The 25754-nt window shown below is 72.8% G+C and carries 26 protein-coding genes; 9 read left to right on the top strand and 17 right to left on the bottom strand.

The genetic code is table 11. The features are described from left to right. The first annotated feature begins 27 nt into the window (after positions 1 to 27). Positions 28 to 1239, top strand: a complete 1212-nt coding sequence (serB, locus tag IE331_RS07300; protein WP_192142107.1) for a phosphoserine phosphatase SerB — start codon at positions 28 to 30, stop codon at positions 1237 to 1239. Between the two features lie 3 nt (positions 1240 to 1242). Here serB and IE331_RS07295 read toward each other — a convergent pair whose 3' ends face one another. Then, positions 1243 to 1770 (bottom strand): SixA phosphatase family protein, encoded by a 528-nt coding sequence (locus tag IE331_RS07295; RefSeq protein ID WP_192142105.1) that lies wholly within the window; start codon positions 1768 to 1770, stop codon positions 1243 to 1245. A 33-nt stretch (positions 1771 to 1803) separates the two neighbouring features. On the opposite strand from IE331_RS07295, the gene IE331_RS07290 reads away from it, so the two are divergent. Together IE331_RS07290 and cphA are read left to right on the top strand one after the other, a co-directional pair. After that, positions 1804 to 2856, top strand: coding sequence for a cyanophycinase (locus IE331_RS07290; protein WP_192142103.1), 1053 nt, complete (start codon positions 1804 to 1806; stop codon positions 2854 to 2856). Then, positions 2853 to 5651 (top strand): cyanophycin synthetase, encoded by a 2799-nt coding sequence (gene cphA, locus IE331_RS07285; RefSeq protein WP_192142101.1) that lies wholly within the window; start codon positions 2853 to 2855, stop codon positions 5649 to 5651. The genes IE331_RS07290 and cphA overlap by 4 nt, the downstream gene beginning before the upstream one ends. Positions 5652 to 5715: 64 nt before the next feature. Here the strand turns inward: cphA and IE331_RS07280 are convergent, their stop codons facing one another. The 4 genes from IE331_RS07280 to IE331_RS07265 are packed head-to-tail and all read right to left on the bottom strand — an operon-like array spanning position 5716 to position 9213. Beyond that, complete coding sequence (locus IE331_RS07280) at positions 5716 to 7401, bottom strand: Mur ligase family protein (RefSeq protein WP_192142099.1); 1686 nt, start codon at positions 7399 to 7401, stop codon at positions 5716 to 5718. Positions 7402 to 7418: 17 nt separating this feature from the next. Then, entirely contained in the window at positions 7419 to 8189 is a 771-nt protein-coding gene (fabI, locus tag IE331_RS07275; protein WP_192142097.1) for an enoyl-ACP reductase FabI, read from the bottom strand. A gap of 56 nt (positions 8190 to 8245) precedes the next feature. Then, complete coding sequence (gene fabG / locus IE331_RS07270) at positions 8246 to 8950, bottom strand: beta-ketoacyl-ACP reductase (RefSeq protein WP_192142095.1); 705 nt, start codon at positions 8948 to 8950, stop codon at positions 8246 to 8248. Positions 8951 to 9000: 50 nt separating this feature from the next. Beyond that, entirely contained in the window at positions 9001 to 9213 is a 213-nt protein-coding gene (locus tag IE331_RS07265; RefSeq protein ID WP_192142093.1) for a dodecin, read from the bottom strand. Between the two features lie 88 nt (positions 9214 to 9301). On the opposite strand from IE331_RS07265, the gene IE331_RS07260 reads away from it, so the two are divergent. Together IE331_RS07260 and IE331_RS07255 are read left to right on the top strand one after the other, a co-directional pair. Continuing rightward, positions 9302 to 9643: a DUF3099 domain-containing protein gene (locus IE331_RS07260; protein WP_192142091.1), complete on the top strand. Its 342-nt coding sequence runs from the start codon at positions 9302 to 9304 to the stop codon at positions 9641 to 9643. 128 nt (positions 9644 to 9771) lie between these two features. Next, positions 9772 to 9993, top strand: coding sequence for a hypothetical protein (locus tag IE331_RS07255; RefSeq protein ID WP_192142089.1), 222 nt, complete (start codon positions 9772 to 9774; stop codon positions 9991 to 9993). A gap of 30 nt (positions 9994 to 10023) precedes the next feature. Here the strand turns inward: IE331_RS07255 and moaA are convergent, their stop codons facing one another. Next, positions 10024 to 11016: a GTP 3',8-cyclase MoaA gene (moaA, locus tag IE331_RS07250; protein ID WP_192142087.1), complete on the bottom strand. Its 993-nt coding sequence runs from the start codon at positions 11014 to 11016 to the stop codon at positions 10024 to 10026. 78 nt (positions 11017 to 11094) lie between these two features. Here moaA and IE331_RS07245 point away from each other — a divergent pair, with 78 nt between their 5' ends. Next, positions 11095 to 11883, top strand: coding sequence for an SURF1 family cytochrome oxidase biogenesis protein (locus IE331_RS07245; RefSeq protein ID WP_192142085.1), 789 nt, complete (start codon positions 11095 to 11097; stop codon positions 11881 to 11883). Here the strand turns inward: IE331_RS07245 and IE331_RS07240 are convergent. From IE331_RS07240 to abc-f, 3 genes are all read right to left on the bottom strand, one after another. After that, on the bottom strand, positions 11824 to 12579 hold the full coding sequence (locus tag IE331_RS07240; protein WP_192142083.1) for an SDR family oxidoreductase: 756 nt from the start codon (positions 12577 to 12579) through the stop codon (positions 11824 to 11826). The two genes, IE331_RS07245 and IE331_RS07240, sit on opposite strands and share 60 nt — an antisense overlap. A gap of 25 nt (positions 12580 to 12604) precedes the next feature. Further along, entirely contained in the window at positions 12605 to 14494 is a 1890-nt protein-coding gene (locus IE331_RS07235) for an ABC transporter ATP-binding protein (protein WP_192142082.1), read from the bottom strand. A gap of 77 nt (positions 14495 to 14571) precedes the next feature. Next, positions 14572 to 16170, bottom strand: coding sequence for a ribosomal protection-like ABC-F family protein (gene abc-f / locus IE331_RS07230; RefSeq protein WP_192142081.1), 1599 nt, complete (start codon positions 16168 to 16170; stop codon positions 14572 to 14574). 62 nt (positions 16171 to 16232) lie between these two features. Between abc-f and ypfJ the strand changes: the two genes are divergently transcribed. Next, positions 16233 to 17204: a KPN_02809 family neutral zinc metallopeptidase gene (gene ypfJ, locus IE331_RS07225; RefSeq protein ID WP_192142080.1), complete on the top strand. Its 972-nt coding sequence runs from the start codon at positions 16233 to 16235 to the stop codon at positions 17202 to 17204. Here the strand turns inward: ypfJ and IE331_RS07220 are convergent, their stop codons facing one another. Beyond that, positions 17205 to 18110, bottom strand: coding sequence for a phosphotransferase (locus IE331_RS07220; RefSeq protein ID WP_192142079.1), 906 nt, complete (start codon positions 18108 to 18110; stop codon positions 17205 to 17207). It lies immediately after the preceding gene. Between the two features lie 104 nt (positions 18111 to 18214). On the opposite strand from IE331_RS07220, the gene IE331_RS07215 reads away from it, so the two are divergent. Both IE331_RS07215 and IE331_RS07210 read left to right on the top strand, forming a co-directional pair. Beyond that, the gene (locus tag IE331_RS07215) at positions 18215 to 19825 is read left to right on the top strand and encodes a GMC oxidoreductase (RefSeq protein WP_192142078.1); all 1611 of its coding nucleotides are present in this window, start codon (positions 18215 to 18217) and stop codon (positions 19823 to 19825) included. 419 nt (positions 19826 to 20244) lie between these two features. Beyond that, positions 20245 to 20826 (top strand): DinB family protein, encoded by a 582-nt coding sequence (locus IE331_RS07210; RefSeq protein WP_192142077.1) that lies wholly within the window; start codon positions 20245 to 20247, stop codon positions 20824 to 20826. 32 nt (positions 20827 to 20858) lie between these two features. Here the strand turns inward: IE331_RS07210 and IE331_RS07205 are convergent, their stop codons facing one another. Genes IE331_RS07205 through sufC form a run of 7 tightly spaced genes read right to left on the bottom strand, consistent with a single transcriptional unit; the run spans position 20859 to position 25741 of the window. Beyond that, positions 20859 to 21482: an acVLRF1 family peptidyl-tRNA hydrolase gene (locus IE331_RS07205; RefSeq protein ID WP_192142076.1), complete on the bottom strand. Its 624-nt coding sequence runs from the start codon at positions 21480 to 21482 to the stop codon at positions 20859 to 20861. Between the two features lie 31 nt (positions 21483 to 21513). After that, a complete protein-coding gene (locus tag IE331_RS07200) occupies positions 21514 to 22344 on the bottom strand; it encodes an SAM-dependent methyltransferase (RefSeq protein WP_192142074.1) in 831 nt (276 codons plus the stop codon). Positions 22345 to 22391: 47 nt separating this feature from the next. After that, entirely contained in the window at positions 22392 to 22886 is a 495-nt protein-coding gene (locus IE331_RS07195) for an ASCH domain-containing protein (RefSeq protein ID WP_201931359.1), read from the bottom strand. A 7-nt stretch (positions 22887 to 22893) separates the two neighbouring features. Next, complete coding sequence (locus IE331_RS07190) at positions 22894 to 23262, bottom strand: metal-sulfur cluster assembly factor (protein ID WP_192142072.1); 369 nt, start codon at positions 23260 to 23262, stop codon at positions 22894 to 22896. Next, positions 23259 to 23708, bottom strand: a complete 450-nt coding sequence (gene sufU, locus IE331_RS07185) for a Fe-S cluster assembly sulfur transfer protein SufU (RefSeq protein WP_192142070.1) — start codon at positions 23706 to 23708, stop codon at positions 23259 to 23261. The genes IE331_RS07190 and sufU overlap by 4 nt, the downstream gene beginning before the upstream one ends. Before the next feature lie 3 nt (positions 23709 to 23711). Further along, positions 23712 to 24980, bottom strand: coding sequence for a cysteine desulfurase (locus IE331_RS07180; protein ID WP_192142068.1), 1269 nt, complete (start codon positions 24978 to 24980; stop codon positions 23712 to 23714). A 2-nt stretch (positions 24981 to 24982) separates the two neighbouring features. Next, positions 24983 to 25741 (bottom strand): Fe-S cluster assembly ATPase SufC, encoded by a 759-nt coding sequence (gene sufC, locus IE331_RS07175; protein WP_192142066.1) that lies wholly within the window; start codon positions 25739 to 25741, stop codon positions 24983 to 24985. Positions 25742 to 25754 lie beyond the last annotated feature (13 nt).

Raw genomic sequence — 25754 nt, 5'->3', positions numbered from 1 at the left:
CCTCGGTGGCGACTAGTCTCTGGCGCGATGGACGACCTGCCGAAGACCCTGCTGATCACGCTGACCGGGAAGGACCGGCCGGGCGTGACGTCCGCGGTGTTCGAGGCCCTGGCCTCCGCCCGGGTGGAGGTGCTGGACGTCGAGCAGATCGTGCTCCGCCGGCGACTGGTCCTGGGCGTGCTGGTCGGTGCCCCCCGGGACTGGAAGCGGCTCCGCGACCGGGTCGAGCGGGTGGCCTCGGACCTCGACATGCACGTCGAGGTCGACCGTGGCGTCGGCGACAACCGCTCCCGCGGCGGCGGTCGCAGCCACGTCACGATCATCGGCGCACCCCTGCGGGCCACGGCCATGGCCGCGCTGGCCGGCCGGATCGCCGACTCCGGGGCGAACATCGACCGCATCGAGCGGATGGCCCGCTACCCGGTGACCGCCATCGAGCTGCACGTCTCCGGGGTGGAGCCGGCCGCCCTGCGCCCGGCCCTGGTCGAGGAGGCCACCCGGCTCGGCGTGGACGTGGCCGTCCAGCCGGCCAACCTGCTGCGCCGGGCCCGGCGGCTGATCGTCATGGACGTCGACTCCACGCTCATCCAGGGCGAGGTCATCGAGATGCTCGCCGCCCACGCGGGGTGCGAGCAGGAGGTGGCCGAGGTGACCACCGCCGCGATGAACGGCGACCTCGACTTCGAGCAGTCGCTGCGGGAGCGGGTCGCGCTGCTGGAGGGCCTGGAGGTGGAGGCGCTGGACCGCGTCTACGAGGCGATCGAGTACGCCCCCGGGGCCCGCACGATGGTCCGCACCCTCACCCGGCTGGGCTACCGGTTCGCGATGGTCTCCGGCGGCTTCACCCGGATCACCGACCGGATCGCGACGGACCTGGGCTTCGACTTCGCCCGCGCCAACGACCTCGAGGTGGTCGACGGCCGGCTCACCGGCCGCATCGAGGGGGCCGTGGTCGACCGGGCCGGCAAGGCCGAGGCCCTGCGCGACTTCGCCGCCGAGCTGGGGATCCCGGAGGCGGCCGTGATCGCCATCGGGGACGGCGCCAACGACCTCGACATGCTCAACGCCGCCGGGCTGGGCATCGCCTACAACGCCAAGCCCGTCGTCCAGCGTGCCGCCGACACGGCGGTCAACGTCCCCTACCTCGACGCGATCATGTACCTGCTCGGGATCTCCCGGGAGGAGGTCGAGGCGGCGGACGCCGAGGCCGGCATCGTCACCCCCGCGCCACCGGTCTGAGCATCACTCGCGGCCGGTGCGGAAGGCCAGGACGGTGGCGCCGCCGAGCTCGAGGTCGGTCCAGGCGCCGCTCGTGCGCAGCACGGTGAGCGCGCCGGTCGGGTAGCCCTCCAGCATCCCGGCCGAGGCGTCCGGGTCGCCCTCGCCGTCGTCGAGCAGCTGGGCGAGGTAGCCGATCGTGGGGTTGTGCCCGACGACCACGAGCGTGCCCACCACCTGGTCCGTGCCCCGGATCAGGTCGAGCGCGGTCTCCGGCCCGGCGTCGTACATCGCGTCGTCGAGGACCGGGTCGAGCCGGTAGCCCGCGGCCTCCGCGAGCGCCTCCCAGGTCTGCGCGGCCCGGGCGGCGGAGGAGACGAGAGCGGCGTCCGGGACCACGCCGTACCCCGCCAGCCACTCCCCGGCCCGGGCGGCGTCACCGGCCCCGCGACTCGTGAGCTCGCGCTCGTGGTCCTGCTCGGCGAACGACTCGGCCTTGGCGTGGCGCACCAGGACGAGGGTGCGCGCGGCCCTGTGGGTGGTGGACTGCACGGGCCAACTCTGGCACCGGCTAGCCTGCCTGTCATGTCGATCGGGAAGGATCACATCATCACGCCATCCAGCGGCCCCGGACCCCTCATGATCATCGGTGGAGCCGAGGACAAGCTCCGACGCCGTGAGGTGCTCACCCACTTCGTCGAGGCCTGCGGCGGCCCGGAGGCGCGGATCGCGGTCATCGCGACCGCGTCGTCCCTGGGCCCGGAGGTGGTCGAGGTCTACGACGCCCTCTTCCGCAAGCTCGGCGCCGCGGACGTCGTCTCGGTCCGGCCCGAGAGCCGCGAGGAGGCCCACGACCCGGCCTTCGTGGACGCGCTCTCCGACGTGACCGGCATCTACATGACCGGCGGCAACCAGCTCAAGCTCTCCGGCGTCGTGTGCGGCACCCCGTTCGGGGAGGCCATCCACGCGGCCCGGGAACGCGGCGCGGTCATCGCCGGCACCTCGGCCGGCGCCAGCATCCAGTCCTCGCACATGGTCGCCTTCGGCGTCGGCGGCACCACGCCGAAGCAGAGGATGACCCAGGTCGCGGCGGGCCTCGGCCTGCTCCGCAACTCGTGCGTCGACCAGCACTTCGAGCAGCGCAACCGGTACGGGCGGCTGTTGATGATCGTCGCCCAGTCGCCCCAGCTGATCGGCATGGGCGTGGACGAGGACACCGCCGCGGTGGTCACCCTCGAGGAGGGCCGCGAGGTGCTCCGCGTGGTCGGCCGTGGCGCGGTGACCCTCTTCGACCCCGACCGGATGGTCACCAACGCCCACGAGGCACGCCGCTCCGCGCCCCTGCTGGCCTCCGGGGTGGTGCTGCACGTCCTCCCGGCGGGAGCCGAGTTCGACCTGGACGCGCGAGCGCTGATCCCGGCCGAGGCGGTCGTCGACGACAGCGAGGCCGCCGAGATCGCCGAGGTCGGCCGCGACCTGCGCCGGCTGGCGCGCGACATCGCCGCCGGTGACGTCTCCCCCACCACCCTGCGCCGACGGATCGCCCGCAGCCGCAGGGCGAAGGCCACCCCCAGACCCGACCCGACCGAGCAGTCATCGCAGACCGAGCAGACCCAGCAGGACGGAGCCAGCACATGAGCGACACCCGGACCGAGACCCCCCTGGCCGGGGGGAAGGCCAGCCCGGACCTGAGCATCGTCGAGACCCGGGTCTACCGCGGTGCCAACGTCTGGTCCTACGACCGCTCGATCCACCTGGTCGTGGACCTCGGCTCGCTCGAGCAGTTCCCGACGAACACGCTGCCCGGCTTCACCGAGAACGTGCTCGCGATGCTGCCCGGGCTCCGGGAGCACACGTGCTCGCGCGGTCGCCGCGGCGGGTTCGTGGAGCGGCTGAACGAGGGCACCTGGCTGGGCCACGTCGCCGAGCACTGCGCGCTCGCGCTGCAGCAGGTCGTGGGCCACGACATCCGGCGCGGGAAGACCCGCCAGGTCAAGGGCAGCCCCGGGCTCTACAACATCATCTACGGGTACGTCGACGAGCAGGTCGGCCTGGCCGCGGCCCAGCTGGCGGTCCGGCTGGTCAACCACCTGGTCGAGGCCGATCCCGGCCTCGACTGGGAGGCGGAGCTGGAGGCGTTCATCCGGCGGGCCGAGCGCACGGCGTTCGGCCCCTCCACCCAGGCCCTCGTCGACGAGGCCGTCTCCCGCGACATCCCGTGGATCCGGCTGAACAAGCACTCCCTGGTGCAGCTCGGCCAGGGGGTGCACGCGAAGCGGATCCGGGCCACGATGACCTCGGAGACCAGCTCGATCGCGGTCGACATCGCCTCGGACAAGGACCTGACCACCAAGCTGCTCAGCGCCGCCGGGCTGCCCGTGCCCAAGCAGGAGTCCGTGCGCACGGTCGACCAGGCGGTGGCCGTGGCCAGGCGGATCGGGTTCCCGGTCGTGGTCAAGCCGCTCGACGGCAACCACGGCCGCGGCGTCTGCCTGGACCTGCAGGACGAGGACGAGGTGCGCGAGGCGTTCGCGATCGCCCGGGAGCAGTCCCGCCGGGGCTGGGTCATCGTCGAGTCGCTCGTCGTCGGCAAGGACTACCGCTGCCTGATCATCGACGGCCGGCTGGCCGCCGTCGCGGAGCGGGTGCCGGCCAGCGTGACCGGCGACGGCAGCAGCACCGTCCAGGAGCTGGTCGACCTGGCCAACGCCGACCCGCGGCGCGGGGTGGGGCACGAGAAGGTGCTGACCCGGATCAAGGTCGACGACGCCGCCACGGCGCTGGTCCGGCAGCAGGGCTTCGAGATGTCCGACGTCCCCCCGCAGGGCGAGACGGTCAAGCTGGCGCTCACCGGCAACATGTCCACCGGCGGCATCTCGATCGACCGCACCTTCGAGGCGCACCCGGACAACGTGGACATCGCCGAGGAGGCCGCCCGGATGATCGGGCTGGACATCGCCGGCATCGACTTCATCTGCCCCGACATCACCGAGCCGGTGCGCGAGACCGGCGGCGCGATCTGCGAGGTCAACGCCGCCCCCGGTTTCCGCATGCACACCCACCCGACGATCGGCGAGCCGCAGTTCATCGCCAAGCCCGTCGTCGACATGCTGTTCCCGCCGGGCGCGCCGTCGCGGATCCCGATCGTCGCGGTGACCGGGACCAACGGCAAGACCACGACCTCGCGGATGATCTCGCACGTCTTCAAGGGCATGGGTCGCAAGGTCGGCATGACCTCCACCGACGGCGTCGTCATCGACGAGCGGCTGCTGATCAAGTCCGATGCGTCCGGGCCGCGCTCGGCTCGCATGGTGCTCCAGAACCCGCGCGTCGACTTCGCGGTCTTCGAGGTCGCTCGCGGCGGCATCCTGCGCGAGGGTCTGGGCTACGAGCGCAACGACGTCGCCGTGGTGCTGAACGTGCAGCCCGACCACCTCGGCCTGCGCGGCATCGACACCGTGGAGCAGCTCGCGGACGTCAAGGCGGTGCTGGTCGAGGCGGTGCCGCGCGACGGGCACGCGGTCCTCAACGCCGACGACCCGCTGGTGCGCAAGATGCGCCGCCGCTGCTCCGGCCAGGTGGTGTGGATCTCGATGGAGGAGCCCGGGTCCGAGGTGCGCGAGATGATCGACGCGCACTGCCGCCGTGGTGGGAAGGCACTGGTGCTGAACCCGTCCGAGCGCGGCGAGATGATCGTCGTCCGGCACGGGCGGCGGGAGATGCAGCTCGCCTGGACCCACCTGCTGCCGGCGACGTTCGGCGGCCGGGCCCGGATGAACGTGCAGAACGTGCTCGCCGCGGCCGCCGCCGCGTTCGCGGCCGGTGCCCCGCTGCACGACATCCGGCAGGGCCTGCGCACGTTCTCGACGAACTACTACCTCTCCCCCGGCCGGCTGAACGAGGTCGACGTCAACGGCGTGAACGTGATCGTGGACTACTGCCACAACGCGCCGGGCATGCGGATGCTGGGCGACTTCGTCGACCGGGTCGGCGAGTCCATGGAGTCCGGGCACGACCTGGCCCGTCCGTCCCGGATCGGCGTGATCGCCACCGCCGGGGACCGCCGGGACGAGGACATGCGCGAGCTCGGTGAGATCGCTGCGCAGCACTTCGACGTGGTCGTGGTGCGCGAGGACGTCCAGCTGCGCGGCCGCAAGCGGGGCTCCACCGCGGCGCTGGTCGCCGAGGGCGTCGAGCAGGCCCGCGAGGACGGCGCCCGGTGCCGCCAGGTGGAGATCGTGCTCGACGAGGTGGACGCCCTGCGGCACGCGATGGGCCGGGCGAACCGGGGCGACCTGGTCGTCCTGTGCGTGGACCAGCACCACATGGTCATGGGCGAGCTCGAGGCCTGGTCGTCCCAGGCACAGGCCGGCTCCGGTGCCGGCGACGCGGCGCCGGGCTCCGACCCCGACTACGTCCCCGACCCGTCGTGACTGTCGGCCCCCAGACCCTCGACCCGTCGCTTGTGTCGGCCCCTGGGCCGACACGAGCGACGGGTCAGGGGCGGGCGGCGATCACCTTGGCGCGGAGCACGTCCGGGGTGTCGGGGCTGCCGCCGTGCGCGGCGATCCAGTCGTAGGCCTGCTGCCGCTCCGCATGGCACATCAGCGCCACCACGTCCCCGGGCTCGGCCTGCGCGACCAGCGCCGCCAGGCCCTCCACCTCCGTGGGGTACGTCGTGATGTCGGTGACGCCGACCCGCTCGGCACCTGAGCGCATGAGCGCGTCCAGCTCGTCGGTCGTCCGACCCCGCAGGTAGCGCTCCTTGTGGGCGATCGCCAGCACGTCGCTGTCGCGGGCCCCGATCTCGCCGAGCTTCTCGATGAGGTCGTCCTGCCGGTCCCCGACGACGCCCATGGCCAGCAGCAGGCGCGACCCCGGGCGGCGGACGCCGTTCATGATCTCCATCAGTGCCTCGAGCCCGGCCTCGTTGTGGGCGAGGTCCATCACCACCGACACCTCGCCGATCGAGAAGAAGTTCATCCGGCCCGGGTTGTGCTCGGCGTCGGGCAGGAAGGAGCCGAGACCCGCGACGACGACCTCGCGGTCGATCCCGGCGGCGAGCGCCGCCGACGCGGCCGCGAGCGTGTTCTCCACGTTGAACCGGGACAGCCCGGCCAGGGTCATCGGCACGTCGACTAGCTCGACGAGCGGGTCCGGGTCGGCGCCCGGCACGAGCACGCACACCCAGCCGTCGATGACCGTGGTCGCCCGACCCCCGGCCGAGAGCACCTCGCGGACCGCGGGCGAGTCGGGGTCCCGGGAGAACACCCAGGGCTGCGCCTTGATCGTGCTCCGCATCGCGAGCACCCGGGGGTCGTCGCCGTTGAGCACCGCCCACCCGGACTTCCGGGTGATCCGCGGCACGACACCCTTGACCTCCGCCAGCTGGTCCACGGTGTCGATGCCGTGCAGGCCCAGGTGGTCGGCGGTGACGTTGGTGACGACCGAGACGTCGTTGCGGGTCAGCCCGATGCCCTTGAGCAGGATGCCCCCGCGCGCGGTCTCGGTGACCGCGAAGCGCACCTGCTTGTGCGCCAGCACCCGACCCGCCCCGGACGGTCCCGAGTAGTCACCGGCCTCGACCAGCTCTCCGTCGATGTAGATCCCGTCGGTGTTCGACCAGCCGACCAGGCGGCCGTCGGTCCGCGCGATGTGGGCGATCATCCGCGAGGTCGTGGTCTTCCCGTTGGTGCCGGTGACCGCCACCACCGGGATCCGCGGGGTGATCGTGGTCGGGCCGGGACCGGGCTCGGCGGCGGCGGCCACCTCGGCGGCCCGGGTGACCGCGGCCTCGACGTCGGCGTCGGCGAAGGCGTCGATCACGTCGGCGACCGCCCGCCCCAGCGCCTGGGCGCGGCCCCGGTGCCGCCACGGGAAGGCGACGACGAGCCGGTGCGGGTCACCGGTGGTGCGCACCCGGACCGCCAGTCGATCGGTGCCGGCCTCGGCCGCCACGGCCCGCACCAGCCGGGCCACGGCCCGGGCGGCGAACCGCTGCCGGAAGCCGGTGCCGGCGGCACCCGTGCGGGCGTTGCGCAGGCCGATCCGCCGGGCGAACCGGGTGGCGGTGTCGTCGGACGCCTCGGCCAGTGCCGTGATGTCCAGGGTGAGCTTGATCGCCGCCCGCGGGAAGTACAGGTTGGGGCCCTCGAGGACCCGCAGTTCGAGGAGGGAAGTCACCCGGGCACGCTAGCCGGTCACGCACCCATGGCGTGAAAGCCCCCGTCGACGTGCACGATCTCGCCGGTGGTGGCCGGGAAGAAGTCCGACATCAGCGCGCAGACGGCCCGGGCGGTGGGACCGTGGTCGGTCTCGTCCCAACCCAGCGGCGCCCGCGTCGACCACATGGCCTCGAGGTCTTCGAACCCCGGGATGGCCTTCGCCGCGAGGGTCTTGAGCGGGCCGGCCGAGACCAGGTTGCAGCGGATTCCCTGCGGACCGAGGTCCCGGGCGAGGTAGCGCGAGGTGGACTCCAGGCCGGCCTTCGCCACCCCCATCCAGTCGTACGCCGGCCAGGCGACGCCGGCGTCGAAGGTCATCCCGACGATCGAGCCGCCGGAGGACATCAGCGGCAGGCACGCGGTCGAGAGCGACTTCAGGGAGTACGCCGACACCTGGACCGCCTGCGCGACGTCGGGCCACGGACCGTCGAGGAACTTGCCGCCGAGCAGCGTCTCGGGGTTGCCGTAGGCGATCGAGTGCACGACGCCGTCGAGTCCGTCGACGTGCTCGCCGAGGGCGTCGGCCAGGCCCGCGAGGTGGTCGTCGTCGGTGACGTCGAGCTCCAAGACGGCCGGCTCGACCGGGAGCCGCTTGGCGATCCGGCGGGTGATGCCGAGCGCGCGACCGAAGTTGGAGATCACCACGGTGGCGCCCTGCTCCTGCGCGATCTTCGCCACCGCGAAGCCGATCGAGGAGTCCATCGTGACGCCGGCGACCAGGATCCGCTTGCCGTCGAGAATGCCCATGTTGGGTGTCCGTTCCGTGAGAGTGCCGTGCGGTGGGGTGGGTCGGGAGGGGTGGCTCAGTGCCCCATGCCGAGGCCGCCGTCCACGGGGATGACCGCCCCCGTGACGTAGCCGGCGCCGTCGGAGGCCAGCCAGCTGACGGCTGAGGCGACCTCCTCGGGGCTGGCGTACCGGCCCAGAGGCACCTGGGTGCGGATGGTGTCCTTCTGCTCGTCGGTGAGCACGGCGGTCATGTCGGTCTCGACGAAGCCGGGCGCGACGACGTTCGTCGTGATCGAGCGGGAGCCGAGCTCACGGGCCAGGGACCGGGCCATGCCGACCAGCCCGGCCTTGGACGCCGCGTAGTTGACCTGCCCGGCGGAGCCCAGCAGGCCGACCACCGAGGAGATCAGGATGATCCGGCCGCGGCGCAGCCGCAGCATGCCCTTGGCGGCCCGCTTGGCCAGCCGGAAGGACGCGGTCAGGTTGGTGTCGATGACCGAGGACCAGTCGTCCTCGGACATCCGCAGGACCAGGGTGTCGGCGGTGATCCCGGCGTTGGCGACCAGCACCTCCACCGGTCCGTGCGCCTCCTCGACCTCCTTGAAGGCCGCCTCGACGGCCGCGGGGTCGGTGATGTCGCAGCGGACGTCGAGGGCCCCCTCGGGGGCTCCGCCGCTGCGCGTGGTGACGGCGACCTGGTCGCCCTGGGCGAGGAACGCCTCGGCGATGGCGCGGCCGATGCCGCGGTTGCCGCCGGTGACGAGGACTGATCTGCTCACGTCACGTGACGCTATCGATTACCACCGGGTACGCCCAACCGGCCGGCACCTCACTCGTCCTCGAGCCGGAAGCCCACCTTCAGACCCACCTGGAAGTGCTCGACCTGGCCGTCCTTCACCTGGCCACGGACCTGGGTGACCTCGAACCAGTCGAGGTGGCGCAGGGTCTTCGAGGCCCGGGCGATGCCGTTGCGGACGGCCTGGTCGATGCCGTCCGGCGAGGTGCCGACGATCTCGCTCACGCGGTAGGTGCGGTCGGACATGAGGTGCCTCCTGTGTGTGCTGGCTGATGTGTGCTGGCTGACATCCGGCGGACGTGGGTTCCCGACCCTACCGACGTACGCTGGGGTCATGTCTCCCCGGCGGCCCGGCCGCTCCCCCGACCCGGTGCGGATCACGACCGCGGCGCGCTCGCGGAACGAGGACATCGCGGCCCGGCAGCGCCGCTACATCTTCTCGATGAGCCTGCGCGTCGTCTGCTTCGTCGGCGCGATCCTGGTCGGCCAGGGGGCGTTCTTCTGGGTGCTGCTGGCCGGCGCGATCTTCCTGCCCTACATCGCCGTCATCCTCGCCAACGCGGGTCCCGGACGCTCCGTCGAGCCGGGGCTGCGGACGGTCACGCCGGTACGCCGCGAGCTCGGCGGGTCCGGCCCCGGGAACGCCCCCGGGACCGCCCGGTCGGAGGCCTCGTGAGGTTGGCTGAGGGACGCCGTCGTGCGAAGATGGAAAGCGTCGGTTCAGCATCCCCCGTCTGAATCGGCACGTGATGCCGGACGGCTCCCCCCGTGGTCGTCCGGCATCCCCTATTTCAAGGAGCCCCGGTGAGTGACCAGCCCGATGCGAGCGTCCCCGACGAGCCGACCTGCTCGGCGAAGGGGTGCCGGGAGCCGGCCGTCTGGGCGCTGCTGTGGAACAACCCGAAGCTGCACACGCCCGACCGGCGCAAGACGTGGCTGGCCTGCGAGGAGCACCGTGCGTCGCTGGGGGACTTCCTGGGCGCGCGGGGCTTCCTGCGCTCCGTGGAGCCGGTCGACTCGCTGTAGGCAGGGGCCCACCCGCTCGGTGCGGGGGTCTCAGCCGCCGATCGCGGACATGGGGCGGGTCGGCTGCAGGAACGACGGGTCGTCGATGCCGTGGCCCGGACGCTTGCCGACGACGGCGGCGACCCAGCGCTCGGCCAGCTCCTCGTCGGAGGCACCCTCCCGGAGCGAGGTCCGCAGGTCGGACTCGCTGCGCGCGAACAGGCAGTTGCGCACCTGGCCGTCGGCGGTCAGCCGGACCCGGTCGCAGTCCCCGCAGAACGGACGGGTCACCGACGCGATGACGCCGACGGTGCCGGGCCCGCCGTCCACCGCGAACAGCTCGGCCGGGGCGCTCCCGCGCGGCTCGGCGGCCGGCGTGAGGTCGAACTCGGTGTCGAGGTGGGCGAAGATCTCGTCGGCGGTGACCATCGTGTCGCGGCGCCAGCCGTGCTGGGCGTCGAGCGGCATCTGCTCGATGAACCGCAGCTCGAACCCCTCGGCCAGCGCCCAGCGCAGCAGCTCGGGAGCCTGGTCGTCGTTGATGCCGCGCAGCAGCACGGCGTTGATCTTCACCGGCCCCAGGCCTGCGTCCCGGGCCGCGTGCAGGCCGGCGACGACGTCGTGGAACCGGTCCCGTCGGGTGATCGTGGCGAAGGTCTCGGCCCGCACGGTGTCCAGGCTGACGTTGATCCGGTCCAGCCCGGCCTCGGCCAGCGCGGCGGCGTTCCGGGAGAGACCCAGCGCGTTGGTCGTCAGGGAGATCTCGGGACGGGGCGCCAGGGCGGCGGTCCGGGCGACGATGTCCACCAGCCCGCGCCGCACCAGCGGCTCGCCGCCGGTGAACCGGACCTCCTTGATCCCCAGCCGCTCGACGCCGACCGTGATCAGCCGGACCACCTCGTCGTCGGAGAGCACGGAGTCGTCCGGGAGCCAGTCCAGCCCCTCGGCGGGCATGCAGTAGGAGCAGCGCAGGTTGCAGCGGTCCGTCAGGGAGACCCGGAGGTCCGTGGCGGTGCGGCCGAAGGTGTCGGTGAGGGTGCTCACAGGACCATCGTAGGGGCTCGGTGGTCAGGCCGCGGGCCGGTCCGCGGACGGTGGGAGGCCCCGGCTAGCCTCGGAGGCGTGCGTTCCGCGTCGTTCCTCCTCTCTCGGCGCTGGATCGTCTTCGGCGCGGTGGTCGTCCTGCTGGCCTGGCTGGCCTGGCTGCTCGGCCAGTGGCAGTTCCACCGGCTCGACGACCGGCAGGACCGCAACGCGATCGTCGAGCGCAACACCGCCGCCGACCCGGTGCCGGTCGCCGAGGTGCTCTCCCTTGACGAGGGTGTCGACCGCGAGGACCAGTGGCGCCGGGTCACCGCCACCGGCCGGTACGACGCGTCCCGCACGGTGGTGGTCCGCTACCGCACCCGGGACGGCGCCTCGGGCATCGACGTCGTGGTGCCACTGCTCACGGACGACGGCCCGGCGCTGCTCGTCGACCGCGGCTGGCTGGCCACGGAGAACTCCGGCACCTCGCCGGACGAGGTGCCGGCTCCCCCGCCCGGCCCGGTGACGGTCACCGGCTGGGTCCGGGCCGACGCCACCGGGGACGCCGTCAAGGTCACCGATGCCTCCACCCGGGCGATCTCCAGCACCGCCATCTCCGAGGCGCTCGACCTGGCGACGTACCGCGGCTTCGTCGACCTCGTCGAGGAGAGCCCGGAGCCGGCGGACCCACTCGCGCCGGCGGAGCTCCCGGAGCTGAACGACGGGCCGCACTTCTTCTACGGACTGCAGTGGTGGTTCTTCGGGCTGCTCGCGGTGGTCGGCTTCGGCTACCTCGCGTACGACGAGTGGCGCGGCGGCCGCCCCTCACAGCGCACGCAGCATGCCTCCGTCGACGGGCAGCATGACGCCGGAGACGAAGGATGACGCCGGCGACATGAGGAACGCGGCCGCCCGGCCGAACTCCTCCGGGTCGCCGTAGCGGCCGAGCGGGATCCCGGCGACGGCCCGCTCCTTGGCGGCCTCGGCGTCGCCGGTGGAGGCGTCCAGCTCGGCCAGCCGGTCGGTCCCGATCCGGCCGGGCAGGAGCCCGTTCACCCGGACGCCGCGCGGGCCCAGCTCGTCGGCGAGGGTCTTGGCGACCATGGCCAGACCCGGCCGCAGTCCGTTGGAGATGGCCAGGTTGGCCAGCGGCGAGCGCACCGAGGAGGAGAGCACGAACGTGATCGAGCCGCCCTCATCGAGCGCGCCGGCGACCTCTCGGGCCACCCGGACCGCGCCCAGGAAGACCGACTCGAAGGACCGGGTCCAGTCCTCGTCGCTGGTGCCGGTGACGGTGCCCGTGGGCGGCCCGCCGACCGAGACCAGCACGCCGTCGAGCCGGCCGAACTCCTCCCGGGCCGCGGCGACCAGCCGGGACGGCGTGCCGGGGTCGGCGTTGTCGGCGACGACGGCGCGGGCCGCGTCGCCCAGGTCGGCCACGGCGGCGTCGAGCGCCTCCTTGCTCCGTCCCGAGAGCACCACGCGGGCCTCTTCGGCCACCAGCTGGTCGGCGGTGGCCCGGCCGAGGCCGCGGGCCCCGCCGGTGACGACGTACACGTGATCGCGCAGCTGCAGGTCCATGACCCCACTGTGCCAGCCGGCCGACTCAGGGCACAGGGTGCCTGTCGTCGAGGTCGTCGACGAACTGGGTGCGGTGCAGCAGGCCGTACAGGCCGCCCTCGGCGATCAGCTCGTGGTGGGTGCCGGACTGCACGACCCGCCCCTCGTCGATCACCAGGATCCGGTCCGCCTCGCGGATCGTGGACAGCCGGTGCGCGATGACCAGGCTGGTGCGGCCCTCGAGAGCGGCGTCGAGCGCCCGCTGGACGGCCGCCTCCGACTCGGAGTCCAGGTGCGCGGTGGCCTCGTCGAGGACGACGATCGAGGGCGCCTTGAGCAGCAGCCGGGCGATCGCCAGCCGCTGCCGCTCCCCGCCCGAGAGCCGGTATCCGCGGTCCCCCACGACCGTGTCCAGGCCGTCGGGCAGCTGCCGGACCAGCCTGGCGATCTGGGCGGCCTCGAGGGCGCTCCACAGCGACTGCTCGTCCGCGCCCGGCTTGGCGTAGACGAGGTTCGCCCGGATCGTGTCGTGGAACATGTGCGCGTCCTGGGTGACGTAGCCGACCACGTCCTCCAGCGACTCGAGGCTGACCTCGCGGACGTCGTGGCCACCGACCCGGACCGAGCCGGACTCGACGTCGTAGAGGCGGGCGACGAGGTGGGTGATCGTGGTCTTCCCGGCACCCGACGGGCCGACCAGGGCCACCATCTGCCCCGGTTCGGCGGTGAAGGTGATGTCGTGGAGGACCGGGCCGCTGTCGCGGCTCTCGGTCCGGGCGACCGCCTCCAGCGAGGCCAGCGAGACCTCGTCGGCGCGCGGGTAGCGGAACGCGACGTGGTCGAACTCGACCCGGGAGGCGCTGCGGGGCAGCGGCACCGCGTCCTCACGCTCGCGGATGGAGGAGGGCAGGTCGAGCACCTCGAAGACCCGCTCGAAGCTGACCAGCGCGGTCATCACGTCGATCCGGACGTTCGAGAGCCCCTGGAGCGGGCCGAGCAGCCGCAGCAGCAGCGTGGCCAGCGCCAGCAGCGTCCCGACGGTCAGGTCGCCCTGGACGGCGAGGTAGCCGCCGACGCCGTACACGAGGGCGGTCGCCAGGGCGGGCACGGTCATCAGCACGGCGCCGAAGATCCGGGTGATCAGGGCGATCCGGACGCCCAGGTCACGGACCAGGCCGGCCTTGCCGGCGAAGAGCGCGTCCTCCTCGCCGCGGCGGCCGAAGAGCCGCAGCAGCATCGCGCCGCCGACGTTGAACCGCTCGGTCATGACGTTGCCCATGTCGGCGTTGCCGTCCATCTGCTCCCGGGTGAGCCCGGCCAGCTTGCCGCTGACCCAGCGCGAGGTGACCAGCAGGATCGGGAACAGCAGCAGGCAGAGCACGGTGACCTGCCAGCTCAGGGCCAGCATCGCGATGCCGACCACGACCACCGAGATCAGGTTGGACACGGTGCTCGACAGCGTGGAGGTGAACGCCCGCTGCGCGCCGACGACGTCGTTGTTGAGGCGGGAGACCAGCGCCCCGGTCTGGGTGCGCGTGAAGAACGCCAGCGACTGCCGCTGGACGTGGCCGAAGACCCGGGTGCGCAGGTCGTAGATCAGCCCCTCCCCGATGCGCGAGGACAGGTAGCTCGAGGCGACCGTGAGCACGCCGCCGAAGATCGCGGTGCCGGCCATCGCCAGCGCCAGCGTCGTCACCAGTCGGGTGTCACCCTTCAGGATGCCGTCGTCGATGATCCGCTGCACCAGCAGCGGGGTCACCACGACCAGGCAGGCGTCGACGACGGTCAGCGCCAGGAAGCCCGCGATCAGACGCCGGTGCGGCCGGGCGAACGAGAGCACCCGGCGGACGGTGCCGCGGTCGAGCTTGCTGGCGACCACGCTCCGGTCCGAGCGCAGATGGCGCCAGGTGGCGCCCATCCCGTGCATCCCTGACATGTCTCACCCCACCGTCCTCGCCGCGCGACGCCTGATCAACGCCGTGCCGGGTCGCTTTGTTCCGGTACGCCGCGGGCTCAGGCCAGCGACACCAGGTCGGCGTACCCGTCGTTCCAGAGGTCCTCGTCGCCGTCCGGCAGCAGCAGCACCCGGTCCGGCTCCAGGGCCCGCACCGCACCCTCGTCGTGGGTGACCAGCACGATCGCCCCGGCGTAGGTGCGGATCGCGGCCAGCACCTCCTCGCGCGAGGCCGGGTCGAGGTTGTTGGTGGGCTCGTCGAGCAGCAGCACGTTGGCGCTGGAGACCACCAGGCTGGCCAGGGCCAGACGGGTCTTCTCGCCACCGCTGAGCACGCCGGCCGACTTGTGGGCGTCGTCGCCGGAGAACAGGAACGAGCCGAGCACGCTGCGGGCCTCGGTGTCGGTCAGCTGCGGGGCCGCGGACTGCATGTTCTCGAGCACCGTCCGGCCGGTGTCCAGGGTCTCGTGCTCCTGGGCGTAGTAGCCGACCTTCAGCCCGTGCCCGGGCAGGACCTGCCCGGTGTCCGCCTCGTCGACGCCGGCCAGGATCCGCAGCATCGTGGTCTTGCCGGCACCGTTGAGGCCGAGGATCACCACCCGGCTGCCCTTGTCGATCGCGAGGTCGACGTCGGTGAAGACCTCGAGCGACCCGTAGGACTTCGACAGCTCGGCGGCCGTGAGCGGCGTCTTCCCGCAGGGGGCGGGGGCCGGGAAGGCGATCCGGGCCACCTTGTCGCTGCGCCGCTCGGCCTCGACGCCGTCCATCATCTTCTCGGCCCGCTTCAGCATCGACTGCGCGGCCGAGGCCTTGCTGGCCTTGGCCCGCATCCGGTTCGCCTGGTCGGTCAGGGTCTTGGCCTTGGTCGCGGCGTTCTGCCGCTCCCGCTTGCGGCGCCGCTCGTCTGTCTCGCGCTGGGTGAGGTAGGCGCGCCAGCCCATGTTGTAGACGTCGATCTCGGCCCGGTTGGCGTCGAGGTGCAGCACCTTCGTCACGCAGGCCTCGAGCAGCTCGTTGTCGTGGCTGATCACGATCAGGCCGCCCTGGTGGCTGCGGAGGAACTCCCGCAGCCAGACGATCGAGTCGGCGTCGAGGTGGTTGGTCGGCTCGTCGAGGAGCAGGGTCTCGGCACCGGAGAAGAGGATCCGGGCCAGCTCGACGCGGCGCCGCTGCCCGCCGGAGAGGGTGCGGAGGGGTTGGCCGAGGATCCGCTCCTCGATGCCGAGGCTGTGCGCGATCCGCGAGGCCTCGGCCTCCGCGGCGTACCCCCCGCCGGCGTGCAGCTCGGAGTCGGCCCGGGTGTAGCGCTTCATCGCCCGCTCGGCCACCGCCGGGTCGTCGGAGCCCATCTCGACCTCGGCCTCGCGCAGGCGACGCACCGCGTCGTCGATGCCGCGGGCGGAGAGGATCCGGTCGCGGGCGAGGACCTCCGGGTCGCCGGTGCGCGGGTCCTGAGGGAGGTAGCCGACGTCGCCGGTACGCAGCACCTGGCCACTGGCGGGCAGGGCGTCGCCGGCGAGGATCTTGGTGAGCGTGGTCTTGCCGGCGCCGTTGCGGCCGACCAGGCCGACCTTGTCGCCGGCGGCGATGCGGAAGCTGACGTTCTCCATCAGGAGGCGCGCGCCGGCACGGACTTCGAGCTGTTGGGCGGAGATCATGAGGGTGCGTAGTCTACGGGCGAGGGGCCCGGTGGCCCGCATCGGAGGGCAGCGGAGGCACCATGCGGTTCAACCCCAAGGCCAGGCTGGACCGCGGCCAGGTCCGCGACTCCGGACGCGGCCGCTCCGGCGGCGGTCTCGGTGGCGCCCTGGGAGGCCGCGGTGGCGGCCAGCAGATCCGGGTCCCCGGTGGGATCAAGGCCGGCGGCGGCATGACCGGGCTGCTGGTGATCGTGCTGTTCGTGGTGCTCACCCAGTGCCTGGGCGACGGCGGCGGCACGGGCGGCCTGCCCGGTGGCTCGTCGACCGGGCTGGACCCGGCGCAGGTGCAGGGCTCCGAGCGGTACGACGACTGCCGGACCGGCGCCGACGCCAACGAGAGCGCCGACTGTGCCCGGGTGGCGGTGGTGAACTCGATCCAGGACTACTGGGGCGACAACCTCGAGTCCATGTCCGGGACGCCCTACCAGCTCGCGCTGACCACGACCTTCCAGGACACCGTCAGCACCGGCTGCGGCGATGCGACCTCGCAGGTCGGACCGTTCTACTGCCCTCGGGACTCGACGGTCTACCTCGACACCGGGTTCTTCGACGAGGTGCTGGAGCGGCAGCTCGGCGGCCCCGACGGCGGTTTCGTGGAGTACTACGTCATCGGCCACGAGTACGGCCACCACGTCCAGAACCTCACCGGCAGCATGGGCCGGGTCCGCACCCAGCAGGGTCCGGACTCCGACGCCGTCCGCCTGGAGCTGCAGGCCGACTGCTACGCGGGGATGTGGGCGCGCGGGGCGACCCGCACCGACGACGCCGCGGGCGAGGCGCTGATCTCCGAGCTCACCGACGACGACATCCGGCTGGCCATCGAGGCGGCGGAGTCCGTCGGTGACGACCGGATCCAGCAGAAGACGTCCGGCCGGGTGAACCCCGAGGGCTGGACGCACGGCTCGGCCGAGCAGCGGCAGCGCTGGTTCCGGACCGGCTTCGACACCGGCGACTTCGAGGCCTGCGACACGTTCGCGGCGACTCGCCTCTGATCAGCCGTCCAGCAGCGCCTCGATCTCCGGCAGCAGCCGCTGCAGGGACCGCAGGTACGGCGCCACGCTGGGGTGGCGGTACTTCCCGGCGAGCGCGCCCTCTCCCCCGGCGACCCGCGCCAGCGCCCAGTCGGCCCGGGTGAGGGCGGTCAGGACGGCGGTGACCCGGGCCCCGAGCAGCACCTGCTCCGCGGAGGCGAGACCGGCGGGGAGCCCGGAGCAGTAGGCCGCGACCAGCACCTCGAAGCCCTCCCGGGCGCTGAGCGTCCAGTAGCCGGCGTCGCCGCCGACCGGACCCGAGCCGAGCGTGGACCAGTCGAGGGCGAGCACGTCCTCGCCCTCGGCGCGGACCAGGTTCGCCGGCACCGGGTCACCGTGCTGCAGGACCTGTGGGAGCTCGGCCAGGCGGCCGAGCAGACTCGTCCGCCGAGACCACAGCGCGTCCGCGACGTCGGCCACGGTGGTGCGGGCCAGGGTCCCCCAGCCTCCGCGTCGCTCGACGGCGGACAGTCGGTCGGCCAGCTGGCCGCGGGCCAGCCACGGCAGGTCCGGCACCTCGCACCCCGCGAAGCGGCCCAGGGCGCGGGCGGCGAACGGACCGGTCGGCGGCCCGGCCGGCCCGGCCTCGAGCCGCGGGTGCACCAGGGTGGCACCCTCGTCGTCCTCGACGACGCTGAGCGCCGCCGGCCCGCGCAGGCCGAGGGTGGCCTCGACGGTGCCGTGCAGCGCCACGTCCACCGGGCGCCGCCAATAGGCGAAGTGACCGGGCCGGGAGAGCTCCGGCGGGTCTCCCGGGAGCGGCGCCGCGACCCGCTTGACGACCGTCTCCCCCGCTGCCCACACGCCGACCGTCGAGGGACCCGCTCCGGCGCGCAGCGCCTGCCAGCCGGGCTCGGGTTGCCACATGCCGGACATCGTGGCACGTGGGAGGCCTCAGGCTAGGCTCATTCCTGAGTGGCCCGGGGGGGCCGTCGAGCCGTCGGCGAGTGGGCCGACCAGGGGGCACGCCGATGCTGCGCTCCGCGCTGACCGAGGCCGCGGGCACCGACCTGCGGTGCGACGTGTGCATCGTCGGTGCCGGGCCGGCCGGCCTCGCCCTCGCCTCGCGGCTCGGACGCCCGGGGCGTCGGGTCCTGGTCCTGGAGAGCGGCGGGGTGCGGCAGACCGTGCGGGCCCAGATGCTGGGTCGCGGAGAGGTGGTCGGCCACCCCTACTGGCCGCTGCACACCGCCCGGTTCCGCCTCCTGGGCGGCAGTGGCAACAGGTGGGGCGGCATGAGTCGGCCGCTCGACGCCTCGGACCTCGAGGAGCGGGGCTGGGTCGAGCACGGCGGCTGGCCCATCGACGCCGCGGAGCTGTCGCGCCACCACCGAGAGACCGCCGAACTGCTGCGTCTGACCCGTGCCGGGTTCGACGTCGACACCTGGCAGGACCTGGTCCGCCCGCCCATGGAGCTGGACCCCGACTTCGAGCACGTCGTCTACCAGTTCAGCCCCACAAAGATGGACTACGGTCCGCTCGCGCGCCCCGGCCTCGAGGCCCACCCGCACGTCACGGTGCTGACCGACGCCACGGTCACCGGGCTGCACCTGGCACCGGGCTCCGCGCGGGTCGGCCACGCTGACGTGAGCACCTGGCGCGGCCCGGACCTGCGAGTGACGGCGCGGGCCTTCGTGCTGGCCGCCGGCGGGATCGAGAACCCCCGGCTGCTCCTGGCGAGCACCGCCGACCGGCCGGCCGGGCTCGGCAACGAGCACGACGTCGTCGGCCGCTACTTCATGGAGCACCTGCACGTCCCTGCCGGCCACCTGCTGAGCCCGCACCCCCGGCTGCGAGCCGGGTTCCACGCGCTCCGGCACCACCCCAGCGCCGGGACGATCAGAGGGGCGTTGGCGACCAGCGCCCGGGCCCAGGCGCGGGACCGCCTGCTGGCGACCTCGCTCGTCGTCGAGGCCCCGGGTCACCCCGACGGGCAGCCGTTCCTGTCCTGGTCGCCGCGCGCCACCGTGTACGCCGAACGCGCCCTGCGGCGGCTCGCCGCTCGTCGGCCGACCGGAGACCCGGGCGACCGGCACCCGCTCCGAGACCTGGGCGGCCGGGCGTGGTACCGCGCGACGGCGACCGACGTGCGCGCGTCGTACCGGGAGGCGGTCCGGGTGGCACGCGACCAGGCACCGGCCGTCGGCGTGCATGCGCTCTACGCCCGCGCCGAGCAGACGCCCCAGCCGGAGAGCCGGGTCACGCTCGGCACCGGCCGGGACGCGTTCGGGATGCCTCGTGCCCGGCTCGACTGGCGCCTGCACGAGCAGGACCTGGACAGCCTGCGGCGCACCCTGGCGCTGCTCGACGGCAGACTGCGCCGTGAGGGGCTGGGCCGGCTGGTGCCGCCGAGCCCGGGCTGGGAGGAGCGGGTCATCGGTGGTCCGCACCACATGGGGACCACCCGCATGGCCGACGACCCTCGCCGGGGCGTGGTGGACGCCGACTGCCGCGTGCACGGCGTGCCCAACCTGTGGGTCGCGGGGAGCTCGGTGTTCCCCACCGGGGGCTATGCCAACCCGACCTTCCCGCTGCTCGCGCTCAGCCTGCGGCTCGGGGACCACCTCGACGCGCTGCTCTGACCGGGCTCCGGCCACCGTGGCAACGGCAGACCTGAGACGCGAGGACCGTCGGGCGATAGCCTCGCGCCGAAGGGGGAGCGACATGAAGCCGAGCAACGAGAAGAGACCGTTCCGCTGCCGGATCGGATCCCACACCTGGGCGACCCGGGTCAATGCCAATGCACGGTGGCAGGAGTGCGCACGGTGCGGCAAGTACAGCCCCAGGGTCGTCCTCGCCAACCGGTTCCCACCCGGGGGCATCGGAGACGGGTCCGGTGGAGGTGGCGGGGGCTAGCCGTGCTCGGCCGGGACGTCGGGAGCCTCTCTACGATCTGCAGGTTTCCGGGCCCTCGAACCTGTCGAACGTAGAGCCTCGCCGATCGCGGACCGAGAGCCCCGGCGAGATCGACAGCCCGGGCAGACGTGGCACAGTGCGGCGCATGAGCGATCACCGTGCCGAGGGCGCGGCCCGGCCGGAGTCCGGCCTGACCGACGACGACTTCTCGCCCGTCTGGGCCGACGACGACCGCCCCCGGATCCCGCGCGTGGCGGCCGAGCGTGAGGCGCTGGTGGCGTACCTGGAACACTACCGGGCGACGCTGGAGATGAAGTGCCGCGGCCTCACCCCCGAGCAGGCCCGGACCCGGCCGATGCCGCCGTCCACGCTGTCACCGCACGGCCTGGTCCGGCACCTCGCCGGCGTCGAGCGGTGGTGGTTCCAGCAGAACTTCGAGCGTCGCGACGTGCCGTTCCTCTTCGTCTCCGCCGACGACCCCGACCTCGACTTCGACCCGCCGCCGGACGCGGACCTCGCCGCCGACCTCGAGGCCTGGCGCGCGGAGTGTGCGGTCTCCCGCGAGATCGTCGCGGCGCACGACCTCGACGACACGGCGCGGCCGCTGGACTGGCACGAGGACGTCGACCTGCGCTGGCTGGTGCTCCGGATGGTCACCGAGTACGCCCAGCACTGCGGGCACCTCGACCTGCTGCGCGAAGGGATCGACGGGAGGACCGGGGCGTAGCTCCGGTCGTCGGCCCGGCAGCGGGAGCCGGCTCAGGCGTTGGCGACCTCGACGCGCACGGCGCAGGCATCCCTGACCGCCTGCTCCAGCACGGATCGCCGCGGGTCCGGCACGGCCAGCCAGGGCTCGACGAGCTCCACCCGACGCAGCCTCGCGTCGGTGAGCACCGCCTCGACCGCCGCGTGGTCCCCGCCTCCGACGACGGTGCCGATCTCCCCCAGGATCCGGGCGGCGTGCCCCGCGGCCGCCTCGTAGGCCTGCCTGGCCTGGTTGTCCCGGCGCCGGGCGAACCGCTGCTGGCTCTGCCCACCGGCCTTGGTCCGGCCCTGCACGTGCCGCTGGCCGACCTTCGACTCCACGATCCGCTCCCCCGTCAGCCGGGCGACGGCGAAGCCGCCCTTGCGGACCAGCAGCACCCCCCAGGCGGCGGGCGGCAGGGCGGCGTCGGCGAACGCGGCCACCTCGGCCGGGCCGTCGTACGACGCCCCGAACGGCAGCCGCGCCACGAACCAGGAGCCGTCCTCCGCCTCGCCTCGGAGGGCCCCGTCCGTGACCGCGAGCCGGGTCGAGCCGTGCCGGCCGCCGAAGTTCTCGACCCAGCGCGGCAGCCGCTGGCCGGGCACGGGCACGACGTCGGGACCGGGAGGTGGGGGCACGCGGCGACGCTAGCCGACCGGGCGGCCCCGGTCAGGTCGCCCGCGCCACGACCACGTTCGCCGTGAGGACGCCCTGGACGAGCGCCGCGGCGTCGTGGGCCACCCGCTGGGGCCACTCGGCGCCGAACATCACGTGCAGGCCCAGCGCCGGTGGCCCGCCGGCCGCGTCCGCCTCGGCCCGCATCCGCTCGAAGAAGGCGACGCCCTCGTGGGTCAGGTCCCGCTCGAGGTCGACGGTGAAGCCGGCCTCGCCGAGCAGCTCGCGGTAGCGCGCCGGCGTCTCGAGGAACGAGGCCGAGGCCTCGGCGGCCCACGGCACCGGGTAGTCGGGTTCGGCGTCGCCGGTCAGCATCTGGTCGAAGATCAGGAACAGCCCGTCGGGCTCGAGGACCCGGCGCACCTCGGCGAAGACCGAGGCCTTGTCGGGCAGGTTCATGCCGACGTGGATCATCGTCGCCCGGTCGAAGGCGCCCTCCGCGAACGGCAGCGCCGCCGCGTCCGCGGTCTCGAAGACGACCTGGTCCTCGAGGCCCACCAGCCGGGTCAGGGTGCGCGCCGTCTCGACGAACTCGGGCGTCAGGTCCACCCCCGTGGCCGGGCAGCCGAACTCGGCGGCTGCCAGCCTGGCCGGTCCCCCGATCCCGGAGCCGACGTCGAGCAGCCGGCGGCCGGGACCCAGGTCCAGCTCGGCCAGCAGCGAGCGCATCGTCTCCAGACCGCCGAGGTGGAACTCGTCGATCTCGGCAAGGTCCAGCGGGCGCAGGTGGTCCAGGTCCAGGCCGGCCTCGGCCACGGCGGTGAGCACGTCCTGCTCGAGGCCCGGGCGACCGTAGTGCCCCGCGACCTGCTCGGCTACACCCATGGACTCAGCGTCCTCCGCGGTCGGCCGAGCGGCAAGACCCGGTGACCCTAGGCCTCCTGGTAGACCACGCGGAACCGCTCGAGCACGACCGGCATGTCGGAGGTGAAGGCGTGCCCGGGCGCGGCGAGGTCGGTGAAGAAGCGCTGGTGGACCTCCCGCCACGAGGCGAGCGTCCGGTCGTCCTCACCCTCGAGGTGGGCGTGCTCCTCGTCCACCTCGGCGAACGGCACCACCGCGACCTCGGTGGTCTCGATCAGCGCACGCGGGTGGCCGCTCCCGTCGAGGATGATGCTCAGGGCCCCCGGCTGCGGCAGCGGCTCGTCCTCGGCGTCGTAGTCCCAGCGGGCGCTCGCCGTGGCGGTCTTGGTGCCGGCGAGCACCAGCGTCAGGAGCTCGTCGGCCACCTCCGGCGTCGCGCCGAACGACCAGGCCGGCGGCGGCACCACCTCGAGGGTGGTCGGCCCGAAGTAGGTCGGCATCGTGTTCAGCTTGGCGTGGAAGCGTGCCAGCTCCCAGAACGCCTCGACCGCCGACCGCTCCACCCGCGGCTCAGACGTTGAAACCGAGGGCGCGCAGCTGCTCGCGGCCGTCGTCGGTGATCTTGTCCGGGCCCCACGGCGGCATCCAGACCCAGTTGATCGCGACGTCGGCGACCAGGCCCTCGAGCGCCTGGTTGGTCTGGTCCATGATCACGTCGGTCAGCGGGCAGGCCGCCGAGGTCAGCGTCATGTCCAGCACGCAGTTGGCCGACTCGTCGAGGTGGACGTCGTAGACCAGGCCGAGGTCGACGACGTTGATCCCGAGCTCGGGGTCCACGACGTCCTTCATCGCCTCGGTCACGTCGTCGGTGGTGACGCTGGAGCCCCCGGTGAGATCCACCTCGGGCAGGTCGGTGTGGTCGACAGTGTGGTCGGTCATGGCTTCTCCTCCAGTGCCTGGGCGGTCGCGTCCTTCCACGCCATCCAGGACAGTAGTGCGCACTTCACGCGCGCGGGGAACTTGGCGACACCGGCGAACGCGATGCCGTCCTCGAGCACGTCCTCGTCCGGCTCCACGGAGCCACGGCCCTGCATGAGGGCCAGGAAGCTCTCGTGCACCGCCATCGCCTCCTCGACCGGCTTGCCGATGAGCAGGTCGGCCATCACCGAGGCCGACGCCTGCGAGATCGAGCAGCCCACCGAGTCGTAGGAGACGTCGGAGACGAGACCGTCGGCGACCTGCACGCGCAGCGTCACCTCGTCGCCGCAGGTCGGGTTCACGTGGTGCACCTCGGCCTGGAACGGGTCGCGCAGGCCCTTGTGGAGCGGGTTCTTGTAGTGGTCCAGGATGATCTCCTGGTACATCGCGTCAAGGTCCGTGGACATCGCTCAACCCACCTTGAAGTAGGAACGGGTGTACTCCAGCGCCTCGACCAGGGCGTCGATCTCCGCCGGCGTCGTGTAGAGGTACGACGACGCGCGGGTCGAGCTCTGCACGCCGTACCGCTGGTGGGCCGGCTTGGCGCAGTGGTGCCCGGCCCGGACGGCGACGCCGCGGGCGTCGAGCACCTGCGCCACGTCGTGCGGGTGGACGCCGTCCAGCTCGAACGAGATCGCGCCGCCCCGCTGGGTCGCCTGGAGCGGACCGAGGACGGTGAGGCCCGGCACCGTGGCCAGGCCGTCGAGGGCGTAGCCGGTGATCGCCTGCTCGTGGCGGTGGATGTTCTCCATGCCGATGTGGTCGAGGTAGTCGACCGCCGCGCCGAGGCCGACGGCCTCCACGATCGGGGGCGTGCCCGCCTCGAACCGGTGCGGGATCCCGGCGTACGTCGAGCGCTGCATCGTCACGGTCTCGATCATCTCGCCACCGCCGAGGAAGGGCGGCAGCTGCTCGAGCAGCTCGCGCCGGCCCCAGAGCACGCCGATGCCGGTCGGACCGACCACCTTGTGGCCGGTGAAGACCAGGACGTCGGCCCCGGAGGCGACAACGTCGACCGGGATCTGCGGCACCGCCTGCGAGGCGTCGACCACGACGATCGCGCCGACCTCGTGGGCGCGGCGGGCGATCTCGGCGACCGGGTTGACGGTGCCGAGCATGTTCGACACCCAGGTCAGCGAGACCACCTTGGTGCGCTCGGTGATCAGGTCGACGATGTTCGAGGTGTCGAGGTGGCCGTCCTCGGTGAGCCCGAACCAGCGCAGCGTGGCACCGGTCCGCTCGGTCAGCAGCTGCCACGGCACGATGTTGGAGTGGTGCTCCATCTCCGTGATCACCACCTCGTCGCCCTCACCGACCGCGAGCGGGCCACGGGCCCAGGCCAGCGTGTTCGCGACGAGGTTGAGAGCCTCGGAGGCGTTCTTGGTGAAGACCACCTCGTCGCGCGAGGGCGCCTTGATGAACGCCGCGACCCGGTCGCGGGCGCTCTCGAACGCCTCGGAGGACTCGGCCCCGAGCTGGTGCATCGCCCGGGCGACGTTCGCGTTGTGCCGCTCCAGGTGGTCGACCATCGTGTCGATCACCACCTGCGGCTTCTGCGAGGTGTTGGCCGAGTCGAGGTAGACCAGCGGCAGCCCGCCGGCGACGGTCCGCGCGAGGATCGGGAAGTCCTTGCGGATCACCTCCAGCTCGGGCAGCAGCCCCTCGAGGGTGGCGGCCATGATCAGACGCCAGCCTTGACGTACTTGTCGTAGCCCTCGGCCTCGAGCTGGTCGGCGAGGTCCGGGCCGCCCTCCTCGGCGATCCGGCCGTTGACGAAGACGTGGACGTAGTCGGGGGTGATGTAGCGCAGGATCCGGGTGTAGTGCGTGATCAGCAGGACGCCCTTGCCCTCCTGCTCGCGGAACCGGTTGACACCCTCGGAGACGATCTTCAGCGCGTCGATGTCCAGGCCCGAGTCGGTCTCGTCGAGCACCGCGACCTTGGGGTCGAGCAGCTCGAGCTGGGCGATCTCGTGCCGCTTCTTCTCGCCGCCGGAGAACCCCTCGTTGACCGAGCGCTGGGAGAACGAGGCGTCGAGGTCGAGCCGCTCCAGCGTGGAGTTGACGTCCTTGACCCAGGTGCGCAGCTTGGGGGCCTCGCCGTCGACCGCGGTCTTGGCGGTGCGCAGGAAGTTCGACACCGAGACGCCGGGGACCTCGACCGGGTACTGCATCGCGAGGAACAGGCCGGCCCGGGCCCGCTCGTCCACCGACATCGCGAGGACGTCCTCGCCGTCGAGGGTGACCGAGCCGCCGGTGACGGTGTACTTCGGGTGGCCGGCGATCGAGTAGGCCAGGGTGCTCTTGCCCGAGCCGTTCGGACCCATGATCGCGTGCGTCTCGCCGTCCTTGATGGTCAGCGTGACGCCCTTGAGGATCTCCTTGTCACCGTCCTCGGTGGCCACCGAGACGTGCAGGTCCTTGATCTCCAGTGTGCTCATCGTGCTCTCTCGC

Origin of the sequence: Nocardioides donggukensis, assembly GCF_014842875.1 — a bacterium.
Lineage (GTDB): Bacteria > Actinomycetota > Actinomycetes > Propionibacteriales > Nocardioidaceae > Nocardioides > Nocardioides donggukensis.
The sequence above is the reverse complement of the archived record's forward strand: the minus strand, read 5'-3'. Positions and strand labels throughout refer to the sequence as shown.

What these genes read in the sequence shown, in the direction of transcription:
- IE331_RS07265 (WP_192142093.1), bottom strand. Translation starts at nt 9,213, where the DNA reads ATGTCCGACCGCACCTACCGCGTGAGCGAGATCGTCGGCACCTCGCCG.
- IE331_RS07220 (WP_192142079.1), bottom strand. Translation starts at nt 18,110, where the DNA reads ATGTGGCAACCCGAGCCCGGCTGGCAGGCGCTGCGCGCCGGAGCGGGT.
- serB (WP_192142107.1), top strand. Translation starts at nt 28, where the DNA reads ATGGACGACCTGCCGAAGACCCTGCTGATCACGCTGACCGGGAAGGAC.
- IE331_RS07290 (WP_192142103.1), top strand. Translation starts at nt 1,804, where the DNA reads ATGTCGATCGGGAAGGATCACATCATCACGCCATCCAGCGGCCCCGGA.
- fabI (WP_192142097.1), bottom strand. Translation starts at nt 8,189, where the DNA reads ATGGGCATTCTCGACGGCAAGCGGATCCTGGTCGCCGGCGTCACGATG.
- ypfJ (WP_192142080.1), top strand. Translation starts at nt 16,233, where the DNA reads ATGCGGTTCAACCCCAAGGCCAGGCTGGACCGCGGCCAGGTCCGCGAC.
- IE331_RS07260 (WP_192142091.1), top strand. Translation starts at nt 9,302, where the DNA reads ATGTCTCCCCGGCGGCCCGGCCGCTCCCCCGACCCGGTGCGGATCACG.
- sufC (WP_192142066.1), bottom strand. Translation starts at nt 25,741, where the DNA reads ATGAGCACACTGGAGATCAAGGACCTGCACGTCTCGGTGGCCACCGAG.
- IE331_RS07240 (WP_192142083.1), bottom strand. Translation starts at nt 12,579, where the DNA reads ATGGACCTGCAGCTGCGCGATCACGTGTACGTCGTCACCGGCGGGGCC.
- IE331_RS07235 (WP_192142082.1), bottom strand. Translation starts at nt 14,494, where the DNA reads ATGTCAGGGATGCACGGGATGGGCGCCACCTGGCGCCATCTGCGCTCG.
- IE331_RS07180 (WP_192142068.1), bottom strand. Translation starts at nt 24,980, where the DNA reads ATGGCCGCCACCCTCGAGGGGCTGCTGCCCGAGCTGGAGGTGATCCGC.
- cphA (WP_192142101.1), top strand. Translation starts at nt 2,853, where the DNA reads ATGAGCGACACCCGGACCGAGACCCCCCTGGCCGGGGGGAAGGCCAGC.
- sufU (WP_192142070.1), bottom strand. Translation starts at nt 23,708, where the DNA reads ATGTCCACGGACCTTGACGCGATGTACCAGGAGATCATCCTGGACCAC.
- abc-f (WP_192142081.1), bottom strand. Translation starts at nt 16,170, where the DNA reads ATGATCTCCGCCCAACAGCTCGAAGTCCGTGCCGGCGCGCGCCTCCTG.
- IE331_RS07215 (WP_192142078.1), top strand. Translation starts at nt 18,215, where the DNA reads ATGCTGCGCTCCGCGCTGACCGAGGCCGCGGGCACCGACCTGCGGTGC.
- IE331_RS07200 (WP_192142074.1), bottom strand. Translation starts at nt 22,344, where the DNA reads ATGGGTGTAGCCGAGCAGGTCGCGGGGCACTACGGTCGCCCGGGCCTC.
- IE331_RS07190 (WP_192142072.1), bottom strand. Translation starts at nt 23,262, where the DNA reads ATGACCGACCACACTGTCGACCACACCGACCTGCCCGAGGTGGATCTC.
- IE331_RS07210 (WP_192142077.1), top strand. Translation starts at nt 20,245, where the DNA reads ATGAGCGATCACCGTGCCGAGGGCGCGGCCCGGCCGGAGTCCGGCCTG.